We start from the raw sequence: 14,072 nt of genomic DNA on the forward strand, positions 1-14,072 counted from the left end.
TTCAGAATTTCGATGGGCAGTTTCGCCAAACGGGCCATGAACATGTCGACCATCGTTGCAACACGGCCATTGCCGGAAAACCGCATCTCGCCGGTGTTCCGCTTCGCCATGCTGCTGCCTGGCGGGCTGGTCACATTCTTCCTCATCCTGTTCGCGCTCGGCCTCGTGGTCTTCCTCGCCTTCAGGGGCAATGACGGCTCGTTGCTCGGCGTCGGCCTGACGGTCGCAAACTTTGTCACCGTCGCCGCCGATCCGCTTTACTGGACGGTGACGCTGCGCTCGCTGGTCATCGCCGGCCTGGTCACGCTTGCTACCGTCGCGACTGCATATCCGGTCGCTTATTACCTTGCCTTCCATGCCGGCCGCCGGCGCAACCTGCTGCTCTTCCTGGTCACGCTGCCCTTCTGGACCAGCTACCTTCTGCGCGTCTTCGCCTGGAAGATCGTGCTTGCCTATAACGGCGTGCTGAATTCGGCCTTCATCGAGACCGGCCTGTGGTCGCAGCCGACGCTCGCCTTCCTCAACACGCCGGCGGCGGTCGTGGTGACGCTCGCCCACGCCTACGCGCCTTTCGCCATCCTGCCGATCTATGTGGCGCTGGACACGATCCCGAAATCGCTGCTCGAAGCCGCGTCCGATCTTGGCGCGCGACCGTTCACCAGCTTCCGCCGCGTCGTGCTGCCGAATTCCATGCCGGGTGTGCTGGCGGCAGCACTTGTCGTCTTCGTGCCGACCGTCGGCGACTATGTCACGCCGGCCATGGTCGGCGGCCCGGCCAGCACCATGATCGGCACGCTGATCCAGTCGCAGTTCGGCAAGGCCAATGACTGGCCGTTCGGCGCCGCACTCTCGGTCTGCGTCATGCTGGTCATCCTTTGCGTGGTCCTGGTCGCACGCGGCGCCGACCGCCGGTTTGGCAGCCGCACATGAGCAGCGTCCGCACCGACGCCAACGCAGGCGGCCGCTGGCTCGGCCTCTATGTGCTTGGTTATCTCGTCTTCCTCTATCTGCCGGTGCTTTTGATTCCGCTGTTTTCCTTCAACAACTCGATCCAGGCGGCGTTTCCGCTGCAGGGCTTCACGCTGGAATGGTACCGCACGCTCTACGGCAACCCGGCGCTCTCCGGCGCCCTGGCCAACAGCCTGGTCATCGGCGTCGTCGCCGCCTCCGGCGCGACGCTCTGCGGCATCACCGTCTCCTATATGGATCTCTACGGCCGCTCGCCGCTCGCCGCCACCATCAGCGCCATCGCCCGGCTGCCGATCCTGATCCCGGGCGTCATCGTCGGCATTTCGCTGCTCATCCTGGTCAACCTCATCGGCCTCGGCCCATCGCGCGTTTCCATCGTGCTCGGTCACATCCTCGTTGCGCTGCCGACGACGGTGGTGGTGATGCGCAGCCGCTTCGCCGCCATTCCGAAGACGATCCGCGAGGCCGCGCTCGACCTTGGCGCGTCCGACTGGACGACGTTCCGGCGCGTGATGCTGCCGCTGAGTGCGCCGGCCGTGCTGTCAGCCTTCATGCTCTCGTTCCTGATCTCCTTCGACGAGTTCATCGTCGTCTTCTTCCTCGCCGGCACCGTGCCGACGCTGCCGCTCTACATCTGGAGCCAACTGCGCTTCCCGCGCTCGCTGCCGACCGTGATGGCGCTGGGAACGGTGATCCTCTGCGTCTCCTTTATCATCGCCGGCGCCGCCGAAATCCTTCGCCATCGCGGCCTCGGCGCCGCGCGCCGCAATCCAGCCTGAACCACAACAAAGAAGAGGAGAACGAAAATGACATTCCACCTGAAATCGATCACTGGCCGCAAAGCCTTGACGGGCCTCACGGCGCTCGCCATGGCGCTGTCGTCGACGGTCGCTCTTGCCGCCGACAAGCTGCAATATTTCACCTGGTCGGGCTATGAACTGCCCGACTTCAACAAAAGCTTCCTTGCCGAGCATCCCGATGGCGTCGAGGCGACGATCTTCGGTGACGACGACGACGCCTTCACCAAGGTCAAGGCCGGCTTCCGCCCCGACATCGCGCATCCCTGCTACGACAAGGTGGCGCGCTGGAACAAGGAAGGCCTGCTGCAGCCGATCGACACCAAGCGCATCAAGAACTGGGATTCGATCTTCCCGGTGTTCAAGAACCTGCCCGACCTGCAGGCCGGTGACGGCAAGGTGTGGATGGTGCCGTGGGACTGGGGCAACACCTCGATCCTCTACCGCACCGATCTGGTGAAGAACCCGGAGGCGAGCTGGAACCTTCTGTGGGACAAGCAATATGCCGGCCGCATGGCGACCATCGACGCCGTGCATGACACGCCGATCGTCGCTGCACTTCTCGCCGGCGTGAACCCCTTCGACATGACGCCGGACCAGATGGAGAAGGTCGCCGCGAAATTGCGAGAGCAGCGGCCGCTGCTGTCGAGCTACACCACCGACATGACCTCGGTCGAGCAGGCGCTGGCAAGCGGCCAACTGGTCGCCGCCATGACCTGGAACGCGTCGGCCACCTCGCTCAAGAAGCAGGGTGTTCCGGTCGAGTTCATGAAACCGAAGGAAGGCATGCTCACCTGGGCCTGCGGCTTCGTCATGCTTAAGGACGCCAAGAACGTGGATCTTGCCTATGACTTCATCAACAGCCGGCTCGACGCCGACTCGGGCAAGTTCCTGATCCAGTCCTACGGCTATGGCAGCTCGCTCTCGACCGCCTTCGCCGGCGTGTCGAAGGAGGAGCTGGGCAAGCTGCAGCTGCCGGCGGATCCGGACGTGATGCTGAAGAGCACCATCTTCACCGGCCCGATGAAGCAGAATGACGATATGGCGAAGATGTTCGAGAAGGTGAAGGCTGGCGGTTGAGCGCCCCTTACCTTCTCCCCTTGTGGGAGAAGGTGGATCGGCGCGCAGCGCCGAGACGGATGAGGGGTGTTGGACGGATCGCCGTCCTTGCCAAGCTGGAGCACCCCTCATCCGTCGCCTTCGGCGACACCTTCTCCCACAAGAGGAGAAGGGGGAGCCTGGCGGCGCTGCGCCGCACCGGTGGAAAGACAACGAGGACCGATGCATGGATGTTCTTGACGAAGCGGCGACGAAACCAAAGGACGATGCCGACATCCGCGTCGGCCGGCGCGTGCGGGCGCTCAGGCTCGAGCGCAAGCTGTCGCTGGCCGAGCTCGCGGCCAAGGCCGGCATCTCCATCGGCGCGCTCAGCCAGATCGAGCGCGGCATGTCCTCGCTGCGCGTCAAGGTGATCTGGCCGCTGGCGGCCGCGCTCGACATCGAACCGTCGGCGTTGATCGCCGACGGCAACGAGGCGGTTAACGATCTCTATTGTGTGCGCGCCGACAAGCGCCGGTCGATCCCGGTGAAATCCGAGGGCATCGCCAAGGCGTTGCTGTCGCCGCCCGCCGCGACGCTCACCGGCATGCTGGTCACGGTCGAGGCCGGCGGCGGCACGGCGGAAGCCTATGCCCATGCCGGACATGAATTCGGCTTCGTGATGTCCGGCGAGGTCGAGCTGGTGGTGGACGCGACGACTTACGTCTTGAAAGCCGGCGACAGCTTCGCCTTCAAGAGCACGCTGCTGCACGCCTTCCGCAATCCCGGCGCTGAGCGCTGCCAGATCCTGTGGGTCAACACCACCAAGCCGTCCGAGGTGCGCGATGGCGCCTGATGCTCCAAAGCAATTCCAGGAAAAGTGTGAAGCGGTTTTCCGTCCGGAATTGCGAGAACCATTAGTTCGACTGCAGAAAGTCTCGAAAGTCTTCCCTGGCGGCATTGTTGGTCTTGATAGCGTCGATCTCGACATCGCCGCAGGCGAGTTCCTGACCCTGCTCGGCCCCTCCGGCTGCGGCAAGACGACGAGCCTGCGCGTCATCGCCGGCTTCGAAAGCCCGACCGGAGGCAATGTCCTGCTCGACGGCCGCGACATCACAGGCCTGCGGCCCTTCGACCGCCCGGTCAATACCGTTTTCCAGGACTATGCGCTGTTCCCGCATATGGATGTCGCGGCCAATGTCGGCTTCGGCCTGTCGCTGCGCAAACTCACCGGCGCCGAACAGGCAAAACGGGTTCGCGAGGCGCTCGACATGGTCGGGCTCGCCGACAAGCTGCGCGCCCGCGTCTCCGAGCTTTCCGGCGGCCAACGCCAGCGCGTCGCTTTGGCCCGCGCCATCGTCTGCGAGCCGCGGGTGCTTTTGCTCGACGAGCCGCTGTCGGCGCTCGATGCGCATCTGCGCGAGCAGATGCAGGTGGAATTGAAGCGGCTGCAGTCGCGGCTCGGCACCACCTTCGTCATGGTCACCCACGACCAGACCGAGGCGCTGTCAATCTCCGACCGCATCGTCGTCATGAACAAGGGCCGCATCGAGCAGACTGCTGCGCCGGCCACGCTCTACGACCGGCCCGCGACGAGGTTCGTCGCCTCCTTCATCGGCACGATGAACTTGCTGCAGTCGCGCTTCCTTGGCCGCGACGGCGAGCGGCTGCGCTTCGCCGCAGGCGAACTGCCGCTGGAGGCCGCTTCCGACAACGGCGAGACGCCGGCCACCGGCGACACGCGCACCATCGGCGTGCGCCCGGAGGATCTTCTGGCGGCCGGCGAGGCTGCCGAGGGAACCGCGCCGGCGCGGGTCAGCGGCGTCGTCTTCCATGGCCGCACGCTGCGCCTCCACGCCGAGCTGGGTGAGGGGACCGCGATCGTCATCGACGCCCCGCGCCGCGCCGACGGTTCTCAATTCAGCGTCGGCGACGTCGCGCATGTCAGCCTGCGGCGCGGCGCCAACTGCCCCATGCTTTCCAATTGATATGATAGCGCTTGTTCAGGACGTCTTGGCGAAGAATCCCTGATAGTCGGACTTGGCCTGCAGCAGACGCAGGATGTTCTCGCGCGAGCCGCGCACATGCGCGCGGGCGCGCTCGCCGGCCAAAGCGACATCGCCGGCGCAGATCGCGTCGACGATGCCTGCATGTTCCTCGCGGGTGAGCTTCCATTCGTCCAGCCACAGAAGCTCCGTCCAGACATATTGCTGGCATTTGTCGAGGATGCCGCAAAGCATGCCGTAGAGCATCTCGTTGCCGCCGATCTCGGCGATCACCCGGTGCAGGTCGATGCCGACCTGCAGCTCCTCGAATTTCTCCCTCGTGCTGCGGTCCGGGATCGCCGCCAGCCGCTCGCATTCGGCCAGCATGTCGCGCAGCCTCGCCTTGTCGGCGGCGGTCGCATTGGCCGCCGCGAGCTCCGTCGCGCGCCCGTCAAGCAATTCGCGGATGTCGAAGGCCTCGCGGAACATGGTCAGGTTGAACTCGGCCACCACATAGCCCTGGCGCGGGCGCCCGATCACCAGCCCGTCGCGCTCGAGCCGGTTGAAGGCCTCGCGCACCGGCGTGCGGCTGACCTTCAGGCGCTCGGCGATCTCGTTTTCGGTCACGCGGCCGCCCGGCGGGATCTGGCCGGTGATGATCAGCGCCTTCAGCTTCTCGAACACCGAGTCGCGCAGCGTGTTTTTCCGTTCCTTTTTCAAGCGTCCGCCTCCAACGGCCTATCGCAGAATCGCAGTCTAGAGCCTTTTAGCCCTTGCTTGAAACAGAGCCGTCTCAACAAGAGCCAACGTGCCGACTGACGGCTCCGTGCCCTCCCACCGAAAAACGCATTGTCCGTGTTGACAACGGTTTCCGGTGAATTACACTCAAAATTGTATACAAATTCGCATACCAAATCAACGATAACGGGAACACCGGTTGGAGAAGCGAAAATGACGAAGAGACTTTGTATTCATGGCATGGCCATCGCCGGCCTGCTCGCCACGGTCGCCGTTCCGGCGTCGGCCGCCGACACCATAACCGTCGCCTCATGGGGCGGCACCTATCAGGAGGCGCAGACCAAGGCCTTCTTCGATCCGACGGCCAAGGATCTCGGCATCACCATCAAGCAGGATACCACCAACGGCCTCGACGACGTGCGGCTGCAGGTCACCGGCAATGCCGTCAAATGGGACATCACCGAGCTCGGCGCCGACGAGTGCGCGCGCGGCTCCAAGGAAGGCCTGTTCGAGAAACTCGACTACAACGTCATCGACAAGAGCGGCATCAACCCGAAGCTTGTCCACGACGACTGGGTCGGCATCTCCTACACCTCCGTGGTGCTGATCTACCGCACGGATGTTTTCGGCGACAAAGGCCCGAAGACCTGGGCCGATTTCTGGAACGTCGAGAAATTCCCGGGCCGCCGCGCGCTTTCCGGCAGCCAGGCGACTGAGACGCTGAGTGTCGCCGCCCTCGCCAAGGGCATTCCGATCGACAAGGTCTATCCGGTCGACATCGACGGCGCGCTGCAATCCGTCGACAAGGTCAAGGGCCATATCGATGCCTGGTGGACCTCCGGCGCGCAGGCCATGCAGCTCGTCAAGGATGGCGAGGTCGACATGGCGAGCATCTGGAACGGCCGCGCCGGCACCTTGAAGAAGTCCGGCGCGCCGGTCAGCTTTTCCTTCGATCAGGGTGTGCTGACCGCCGACTGCATGGTCATCCCGAAGGGCTCGAAGAACAAGGACATCGCCATGAAGGCGCTGGCCAAGTTCGTCAGCCCCGATCTCCAGGCCAATTTGCCGCTCTATGTCGACAACGGCCCGGCCAACGAGAAGGCCTTCGACACCGGCAAGATCCCGCCGGAGCGGATCAAGGACATCAATTCCGCCCCCGAGAACGTCAAGAAGCAGGTGCTGCAGGACCCGGCCTTCTGGCGCGACACGCTCGTCGAGGCGACGGAGAAATTCAACAACCTGATCCAGCAATGACGAACCTGTGCGGAGCGGCGCAAAATGCGCCGCTCCGCAGCGTTTCGCGAAAAATGATCCGGAGTTGAAGGAGATGCTCTTGTCTCTCGCGCAGACCGCGCTTCCCATCGGCATCAGCGGTATCGAGAAGCGCTTTGGCGGCGTGTCTGTGCTGCATGATCTCGGCCTCGATGTCGCTGCGGGCGAATTCCTGACGCTGCTCGGGCCGTCGGGCTCGGGAAAGACGACGCTGCTGATGATCCTGGCCGGCTTCGTGCGGGCCAATGCCGGCTCCATCAAGGTCGGCGGCGAGGAGATCATCGCCATGCCGCCGCACAAGCGCAACATCGGCATGGTGTTCCAGAACTACGCGCTGTTCCCGCATATGAACGTCTTCCACAACATCGCCTTTCCGCTGAAGCAGCGGCGCGTATCGGCGGCCGAAACCGCTGAACGCGTGGAAAGGGCGCTGGACCTCGTGCAACTGAAAGGCCTCGGCGAGCGCCGTGTCGACCAGCTCTCCGGCGGCCAGCGGCAACGTGTGGCTTTGGCCCGCGCCATCGTCTTCGAGCCGCGCATCGTCTTGATGGACGAGCCGCTGTCGGCGCTCGACAAGAGCCTGCGCGAGCATATGCAGATCGAGCTGCGCAACTTGCATCGAAGGCTCGGCATGACGACGGTCTACGTCACGCATGACCAGCGCGAGGCGATCACCATGTCGGACCGCGTCGCCGTCATGAATGCCGGACGTATCGAGCAGATCGACCAGCCCGAGATCCTCTACGCCAGGCCGAAGACCAAGTTCGTTGCCGGCTTCATCGGCGAATCCAACTTCATCCCGGTCGAATGCCGCAACGGCAGCGTCTGGCATGAGGACAGGAAGCTCCACATGGCAGCAGCGGCACCTTCCCTCGGCCGGCACCTGATGGTGGTGCGGCCGGAGAAGCTGCGCGTGATCGCCGGCGAACCCGCGGGCAACGTCAATGTGCTGCCGGCAATTGTCGGCGATGTCATCTATCAGGGCGACAGTTTTGTCTGTTACGCAACGCTCAGGGACGGGCGGCAGGTGACCTTGCGCGACTATTGCCGCTCCGACGTGCTGGCGAAACTGCCGGCGCCGGGCGAGCCGATAACGCTCGGCATCGATGCGCAGGACGTCGTGCTGGTGGCGGACCAATGAGCATCGCGTCCGCCAGCCTCGATCATGCCGGCCGGCCCGATGGGGCGCTCAATGCCGATGCCTTGCGCGCCGACGCGCGGCGGGAATCGCGTGGCATGCTCGCGCTTCTGTCGCCCGGACTGCTTCTCGTCTTCACCGTCATCATCGTGCCGATCGGCTGGCTGTTCTGGCTTTCGCTGTTCGACGAGGCCGGCCAGTTCAGCGCCGCCAATTATGCGCGCTTCTTCGAGCAGGCCTCCTACATCAAGACCTTCGTCACCACCTTCAAGGTGGCTTTCTTCGTCACCGGCGCCTGCGTGCTCTTCGGCTATCCGCTGGCCTATATGCTCTCGCAACTGCCGCGCCGCGCCGCCGGGGTCTGCCTGATCTTCGTCATCCTGCCGTTCTGGACCTCGGTGCTGGTGCGCACCTATGCCTGGCTGGTCATCCTGCAGCGCAAGGGCCTGGTGAACACATGGCTGATGGATCTCGGCGTCATCGGCCAGCCGCTGCCGCTCGCCAACAATTTCGCCGGCGTGGTCATCGGCATGACCCACATCATGCTGCCCTTCCTGGTGCTGCCTCTCTACGCCTCGATGAAGACGATCGACACCGACTGCCTGCGCGCCGGCATGAATCTCGGCGCCAGCCCGGCCGCCACCTTCCGGCAGATTTTCCTGCCGCTGTCGCTGCCCGGTCTCGCCTCGGGCGTGGTCATCGTCTTCGTGCTCTGCCTCGGCTTCTTCGTCACCCCGGCGCTGATGGGCGGCGGTAAGGTGATCATGTGGGCGATGCGCATGGAGCAGACCACCAGCCTCTATTCCAACTGGGGTGCTGGCGCCGCGCTTGGCGTCGTGCTGCTTGGCGTCACGCTGGCCCTGCTTGGCCTCTTCCAGTGGCTGCTCGGCGCCCGCGCCACCGGGGTCTGGAGTGAGCGATGAGCATGGAAAACAGCCTGCCCATCTCGCATCGGCAACGCCTGTGGCTCTACGCGCTCGGCGGCCTCGTCATGCTGTTCCTGATCGCGCCGTCGGTGATCATCGTCATCATGTCCTTCTCAGGCTCGACACTCCTGCAGTTCCCGCCGCAGGAATGGTCGCTGCGCTGGTATGAAAGCTATTTGGGCTCCGTCGAATGGCGCGACGCCACCATCGTCTCGGTCAAGGTCGCGGTGATGACGGCGATCGTCGCGACGGTGCTCGGCACCGCCGCGGCCTACGCCATCAACGCCCGCACGCTGAGGCTGACCGGCGCCATCAACGCGCTGCTCACGGCATCGCTGATCATCCCGGTCATCCTGATCGGCATCGGCACCTTCTTCCTCTATGCCCGCATCGGCCTCAACAACACGCTGACCGGCCTCGTCATCGCGCACACGGTGCAGGCGCTGCCGCTGGTGGTGCTGACCGTGCTTTCGGGCTTGCGGTCTTATGACATGAACCAGGAGATGGTCGCGCGCAGCCTCGGCGCCGGCCGCTTCTCCGCCTTCTTCCAGGTGACGATGCCGCAAATAAGATTCTCGATCGTCTCGGGCGCGCTGTTTGCCTTCATCACGTCGTTCGACGAGGTGGTGGTCTCGCTGTTCATCTCCGGCGGCGAGACCACGACGCTGACGCGCCGCATGTTCAATGCGCTGCGCGACCAGATCGATCCGACGATCGCCGCCATTTCCACTTGCTTGATCGTGCTATCGATCGTCTTGTTGTCCGCCGCCCAGCTTTTCGGCCGCGGACGTTGATTTGAGGGATACCAAAACCAGCATGCGTGACTTCCAGTTTCCCGGCCGCTCGGCGGTTCCGCGCTACCGAGGCGATGGCCGCGACCTCTCATCCTTTGTCGACGCTTGCCGCGATCGACATGCTGCGCTCCGGCGGCAACGCGATGGACGCAGCGGTCTGCGCGGCCGCGGTGCAGGCCGTGGTCGAGCCGCAATCGACCGGCATCGGCGGCGACTGCTTCGTCCTCTATTGCCCGAAGGGCGACGGCAATGTGCTCGCCTTCAACGGCTCGGGCCGCGCGCCCGGGGCCGCGACGGTCGACTGGTATCTGGACAAGGGGTTCAACGAACTGCCGAAACAGGGCCCGCACGCAGTCACCATCCCAGGCGCCATCGACGCCTGGTGCCGCTTGCTGGACGATCACGGCCGCAAGGGTTTGGCCGACGCGCTCGCTCCGGCCATTCGTTACGCGGAAGAAGGCTATGTCGTGCACGACCGCGTCGCCTTCGACTGGGAGGATCCCGAGACAGACCTGGCGGCGGACGAGGTGGCGACGCGCATCTTCCTGCCCGGTGGCAAGCCGCCGAAGCCCGGCGATGTCCATCGCCAGCCGGAACTGGCCGAGACGTTGCGCATCATCGCCAAAAAGGGTCGCGCCGGTTTTTATGAAGGCGCGGTCGCGGACGATCTGGTCGGGCGGCTTCGCGCGCTTGGCGGCCTGCACACGCTCGACGATTTCGCCGCCACCAAGGGCGATTACCAAACCCCGGTCAGCACCTCCTATCGCGGTTACGACATCCACCAGATGCCGCCCAACAACCAGGGCCTGACCGCGCTTCTGATGCTGAACCTGCTCTCAGGCTTCGATCTGGGCAAGCTCGATCCGGACGGCGCCGCGCGGCAGCATCTCGAGATCGAGGCGGGCCGGCTCGCCTACCAGGACCGGGATGCATTTTTCGCCGATCAGGATCATGTCGACGTGCCGGTCAAGGCGCTGCTTTCCGGCGCCTATGCCGACCGCCTGCGTTCAGCGATCGATCCCGAGCGCGCCATGACCGACCTGCCGAGGCTTGATCTTCCCGGCAGCGACACGGTCTATATCAGCGTCGTCGACCGCGACCGCAACGCGGTGAGCTTCATCAACTCGACCTATTATTCCTTCGGCAGCGGCGTCGTCGGCCCGAAGACCGGGGTCGTGCTGCAGAATCGTGGCTCCAGCTTCCGCCTCGATCCGAAGCATCCGAACGCGATCGCGCCCGGCAAGCGGCCGATGCACACGATCATGCCAGGCATGATGACGAGGAACGGCCGCGCTTTGATGCCCTTCGGCGTGATGGGCGGTGGCTACCAGCCCTTCGGCCATGTGCATCTTTTGACCAACATGATCGACTTCGGCATGGACCCGCAGCAGGCGATCGATGCGGCTCGGGTTTTCTACAACCACGACGTCGTCGAGGCCGAGCGAAGCGTGCGTCCAGATGCCATCGAGGGCCTGCGTCGCCGTGGCCATCGCGTCGTCGAGCCCGATCATCCGCTGGGCGGCGGGCAGGCGGTGCTGATCGATTGGGAAAAGGGCACGCTGACCGGCGCCTCCGATCCGCGCAAGGACGGGCTGGCGCTCGGATATTGAGCCATTTGCTGGACATAAGCCGATCGTTCGAAACATAGTCTGGAACCATGACGAACAGCCAAAACGCCACCGATCTCGCCCATCGCCTTGCACCAGGCGCCGACGATGCGCCGGCGATCGCCGCGCCCGAGCGAGCGACCCTCTCGCATGGCGGGCTGCGCCGCCTGATCCGCGATACCGTGGCGCGGCTCAACGCGCTGGGCATCGGCCGCGGCGACCGTGTCGCCATCGTGCTGCCGAACGGCCCGGAAATGGCGACGGCCTTCATCGCCGTGGCGGCCGCAGCGTCCACTGCGCCGCTCAATCCGGCCTACCGGGCCGACGAGCTCGATTTCTATCTGAGCGATATCGGCGTCAAGGCGATCCTTGTCGGCAAGGACGAGCAGGGCCCTTCGGTCGAAGTCGCCGGGCGCCTCGGCATTCCGGCGCTGCGGCTGGTGGTGCCGGAAGGCGCGCCGTCTGGCGTCTTCGCGATCGAGGGCGATCCCGTCGGGCCGCCGGTCGCATCCGGTCTGGCGGCCGATGGCGATGTCGCGCTCCTTTTGCACACCTCCGGCACCACCTCTCGCCCGAAACTGGTGCCGCTCAGCCACGCCAACCTCGCGGCGTCGGCAGCGCATATCGGCGCGACGCTAGGCCTGACGCCGGCCGACCGTTGCCTCAACATCATGCCGCTGTTCCATATCCACGGGCTGATCGGAGCCGTGCTGTCCTCGCTCGCCGCCGGCGCCAGCGTCTTCTGCACGCCGGGCTTCAACGCACTGCGTTTCTTCCAGTGGCTCTCCGAAGCCAAGCCAAGCTGGTACACGGCGGTGCCGACCATGCATCAGGCGATCCTGCCGCGCGCCGCCCGCAACCCCGAGCAGCTCGCCGAGGCGAAGCTGCGCTTCATCCGCTCGTCGTCGGCTTCGCTGCCGGCGCAGGTGATGGCTGAATTGGAAGCGACCTTCGGCTGCCCGGTGATCGAATCCTACGGCATGACCGAGGCCGCGCACCAGATGGCGTCCAACCGCTTGCCGCCCGGACTGCGCAAGCCAGGCAGCGTCGGCGCGTCGGCCGGGCCGGACGTGGCCGTCATGGGGCCGGACGGGCGACTGCTCAAACCCGGCGAGATCGGTGAGATCGTCATTCGCGGTCCCAACGTCACCGCCGGCTATGAGAAGAACCCGCAAGCCAATGCCAGCGCCTTCGCCCATGGCTGGTTCCACACTGGCGACCAGGGCGTGCTCGACGAGGACAGCTACCTGCGCGTCACCGGCCGGCTGAAGGAGATCATCAATCGCGGCGGCGAAAAGATTTCGCCGCTCGAGGTCGACGACGTGCTGATGGATCATCCGGCGGTGGCGCAGGTCGTCACCTTCGCCATGCCGCATGACAAGCTGGGTGAAGAGGTGGCGTCCGCCGTCGTGCTGCGCGAAGGCCAGAGCGCCAGCGAGGCCGACATCCGCGGCTTCGCCGCCACCCGGCTCGCCGATTTCAAGGTGCCGCGCAAGGTGCTGATCCTTGACGAGATTCCCAAGGGCGCGACCGGTAAGCTGCAGCGCATAGGTCTCGCGGCCAAGCTCGGGCTCGGCTGATGCGCGTAACAGTCTTCGGCGCTGGCGCCATCGGCGGCTACTTCGCCGCCAAGCTCGCGATCGCCGGCTCGGTCGATCTCTCGGTCGTGGCGCGCGGCGCGCATCTGGAGGCGATCAAGGCCGATGGCCTTCGCCTGATCGAGGACGGCAAGGAAACGGTGGCGCCGGTCAGGGCGGCTGCGCGCGCGGAAGAACTCGGCGTGCAGGATTATGTCGTGCTGGCGCTGAAGGCGCATTCGCTGGCGCCGGCCCTTGATCAGATCGCGCCGCTGCTGGGCGAGGGGACAGTGGTCGTCACCATGCAGAACGGCGTGCCCTGGTGGTATTTCCACAAGGCGGGCGGCGCGCTCGAAGGCACGCGGCTCGACGCGGTCGATCCAGGCGGCGCGATCTGGCAGCGCATCGGACCGGAGCGCGTCATCGGCTCCGTCGTCTATCCGGCCGTCGAGGTGGACGCGCCCGGCCTGATCCGCCATGTCGAAGGCACGCGCTTCTCGCTGGGTGAGCCTTCGGGCGAGAAGAGCGAGCGAGCCACCGCGCTTGCCCGCGAAATGGTCAAGGCCGGGCTGCAGGCGCCGGTCCGCGAGGACATCCGCTCGGAAATCTGGGTCAAGCTGTGGGGCAATCTCTCCTTCAACCCGATCTCGGCGCTGACCGGCAGCACGCTTGCGGCAATCGTCGCCGATGAAGGCACACGCGTCGCCGCCCGCGCCATGATGCTGGAAGCGCAGGCAATCGGCGAAAGCCTCGGCGTGCGCTTCCTCATTCCCGTCGACCGCCGCATCAAGGGCGCCGGCGATGTCGGAGAGCACAAGACCTCGATGCTGCAGGACCTCGAGCGCGGCCGCCCGATGGAGATCGACGCGCTGGTCACGGCGGTGCAGGAGCTCGGCCGCCTGACCGGACAGCCGACGCCGACCATCGACACCGTGCTGGCGCTGGTGCGGCGGCTGGCGGTCGAGCGCGGGTGTTATTAGAGGAACGCCGGTCCCGAAAATCCGCCGCTTCACTCCGATAGCTCAAACCGCCACAATGAACAAAAATAGAACAAAAGGGTCGAGTTGAATTGACTCTGCGAGGAACATTTTCCTATCTCGTAGGCCATGCCGGAACCGAGCAGCAGAACCCGACGCGTCGTTCAGACACTGAGCCGAGCCCACGAAATCGGGCAGTTAATCCGCGTCCGCTGCATCAACTGCAACATCACCCATCACTACCTCCCCGGAGA

12 protein-coding genes and 1 pseudogene are annotated in these 14,072 nt (G+C 65.0%); 12 read left to right on the forward strand and 1 reads right to left on the reverse strand.

Annotated features, from left to right (window positions below; genetic code table 11):
* Positions 1 to 42 precede the first annotated feature (42 nt).
* The 5 genes from AC0YKC_RS00960 (at position 43) to AC0YKC_RS00980 (ending at position 4,792) form a co-directional block, all read left to right on the forward strand.
* On the forward strand, positions 43 to 930 hold the full coding sequence (locus AC0YKC_RS00960; RefSeq protein WP_488509275.1) for an ABC transporter permease: 888 nt from the start codon (positions 43 to 45) through the stop codon (positions 928 to 930).
* Entirely contained in the window at positions 927 to 1,748 is an 822-nt protein-coding gene (locus tag AC0YKC_RS00965) for an ABC transporter permease (RefSeq protein ID WP_488509278.1), read from the forward strand. The genes AC0YKC_RS00960 and AC0YKC_RS00965 overlap by 4 nt, the downstream gene beginning before the upstream one ends.
* A 27-nt stretch (positions 1,749 to 1,775) precedes the next feature.
* Positions 1,776 to 2,846, forward strand: coding sequence for an ABC transporter substrate-binding protein (locus tag AC0YKC_RS00970; protein WP_488509280.1), 1,071 nt, complete (start codon positions 1,776 to 1,778; stop codon positions 2,844 to 2,846).
* A gap of 205 nt (positions 2,847 to 3,051) precedes the next feature.
* Complete coding sequence (locus AC0YKC_RS00975; protein WP_488509282.1) at positions 3,052 to 3,660, forward strand: cupin domain-containing protein; 609 nt, start codon at positions 3,052 to 3,054, stop codon at positions 3,658 to 3,660.
* A complete protein-coding gene (locus AC0YKC_RS00980) occupies positions 3,650 to 4,792 on the forward strand; it encodes an ABC transporter ATP-binding protein (protein WP_488509284.1) in 1,143 nt (380 codons plus the stop codon). Before AC0YKC_RS00975 ends, AC0YKC_RS00980 begins: the two co-directional genes overlap by 11 nt.
* Before the next feature lie 15 nt (positions 4,793 to 4,807).
* Here the strand turns inward: AC0YKC_RS00980 and AC0YKC_RS00985 are convergent, their stop codons facing one another.
* Positions 4,808 to 5,509, reverse strand: coding sequence for a GntR family transcriptional regulator (locus AC0YKC_RS00985; protein ID WP_488509286.1), 702 nt, complete (start codon positions 5,507 to 5,509; stop codon positions 4,808 to 4,810).
* 231 nt (positions 5,510 to 5,740) lie between these two features.
* Here AC0YKC_RS00985 and AC0YKC_RS00990 point away from each other — a divergent pair, with 231 nt between their 5' ends.
* The 7 genes and pseudogenes from AC0YKC_RS00990 to AC0YKC_RS01020 all read left to right on the forward strand — a co-directional run bounded on the left by AC0YKC_RS00990 (position 5,741) and on the right by AC0YKC_RS01020 (position 13,821).
* Positions 5,741 to 6,781, forward strand: coding sequence for an ABC transporter substrate-binding protein (locus AC0YKC_RS00990; RefSeq protein WP_488509288.1), 1,041 nt, complete (start codon positions 5,741 to 5,743; stop codon positions 6,779 to 6,781).
* A gap of 79 nt (positions 6,782 to 6,860) precedes the next feature.
* Positions 6,861 to 7,940, forward strand: coding sequence for an ABC transporter ATP-binding protein (locus tag AC0YKC_RS00995; RefSeq protein WP_488509290.1), 1,080 nt, complete (start codon positions 6,861 to 6,863; stop codon positions 7,938 to 7,940).
* The gene (locus AC0YKC_RS01000; RefSeq protein ID WP_488509292.1) at positions 7,937 to 8,860 is read left to right on the forward strand and encodes an ABC transporter permease; all 924 of its coding nucleotides are present in this window, start codon (positions 7,937 to 7,939) and stop codon (positions 8,858 to 8,860) included. Before AC0YKC_RS00995 ends, AC0YKC_RS01000 begins: the two co-directional genes overlap by 4 nt.
* Entirely contained in the window at positions 8,857 to 9,657 is an 801-nt protein-coding gene (locus AC0YKC_RS01005; RefSeq protein ID WP_488509295.1) for an ABC transporter permease, read from the forward strand. Before AC0YKC_RS01000 ends, AC0YKC_RS01005 begins: the two co-directional genes overlap by 4 nt.
* Positions 9,658 to 9,679: 22 nt before the next feature.
* Positions 9,680 to 11,267 (forward strand): annotated as a pseudogene (gene ggt / locus AC0YKC_RS01010) (gamma-glutamyltransferase).
* A 47-nt stretch (positions 11,268 to 11,314) separates the two neighbouring features.
* Positions 11,315 to 12,844 (forward strand): acyl--CoA ligase, encoded by a 1,530-nt coding sequence (locus tag AC0YKC_RS01015; protein WP_488509297.1) that lies wholly within the window; start codon positions 11,315 to 11,317, stop codon positions 12,842 to 12,844.
* The gene (locus tag AC0YKC_RS01020) at positions 12,844 to 13,821 is read left to right on the forward strand and encodes a 2-dehydropantoate 2-reductase (protein ID WP_488509299.1); all 978 of its coding nucleotides are present in this window, start codon (positions 12,844 to 12,846) and stop codon (positions 13,819 to 13,821) included. The genes AC0YKC_RS01015 and AC0YKC_RS01020 overlap by 1 nt, the downstream gene beginning before the upstream one ends.
* Positions 13,822 to 14,072 lie beyond the last annotated feature (251 nt).

It is taken from the genome of Mesorhizobium sp. CNPSo 4661 (assembly GCF_057784215.1).

Coding starts and splice junctions, on each gene's coding strand:
- AC0YKC_RS00990 (WP_488509288.1), top strand. CDS start 5,741: ATGACGAAGAGACTTTGTATTCATGGCATGGCCATCGCCGGCCTGCTC.
- AC0YKC_RS00960 (WP_488509275.1), top strand. CDS start 43: ATGTCGACCATCGTTGCAACACGGCCATTGCCGGAAAACCGCATCTCG.
- AC0YKC_RS01000 (WP_488509292.1), top strand. CDS start 7,937: ATGAGCATCGCGTCCGCCAGCCTCGATCATGCCGGCCGGCCCGATGGG.
- AC0YKC_RS01015 (WP_488509297.1), top strand. CDS start 11,315: ATGACGAACAGCCAAAACGCCACCGATCTCGCCCATCGCCTTGCACCA.
- AC0YKC_RS01005 (WP_488509295.1), top strand. CDS start 8,857: ATGAGCATGGAAAACAGCCTGCCCATCTCGCATCGGCAACGCCTGTGG.
- AC0YKC_RS00980 (WP_488509284.1), top strand. CDS start 3,650: ATGGCGCCTGATGCTCCAAAGCAATTCCAGGAAAAGTGTGAAGCGGTT.
- AC0YKC_RS00975 (WP_488509282.1), top strand. CDS start 3,052: ATGGATGTTCTTGACGAAGCGGCGACGAAACCAAAGGACGATGCCGAC.
- AC0YKC_RS00965 (WP_488509278.1), top strand. CDS start 927: ATGAGCAGCGTCCGCACCGACGCCAACGCAGGCGGCCGCTGGCTCGGC.
- AC0YKC_RS01020 (WP_488509299.1), top strand. CDS start 12,844: ATGCGCGTAACAGTCTTCGGCGCTGGCGCCATCGGCGGCTACTTCGCC.
- AC0YKC_RS00970 (WP_488509280.1), top strand. CDS start 1,776: ATGACATTCCACCTGAAATCGATCACTGGCCGCAAAGCCTTGACGGGC.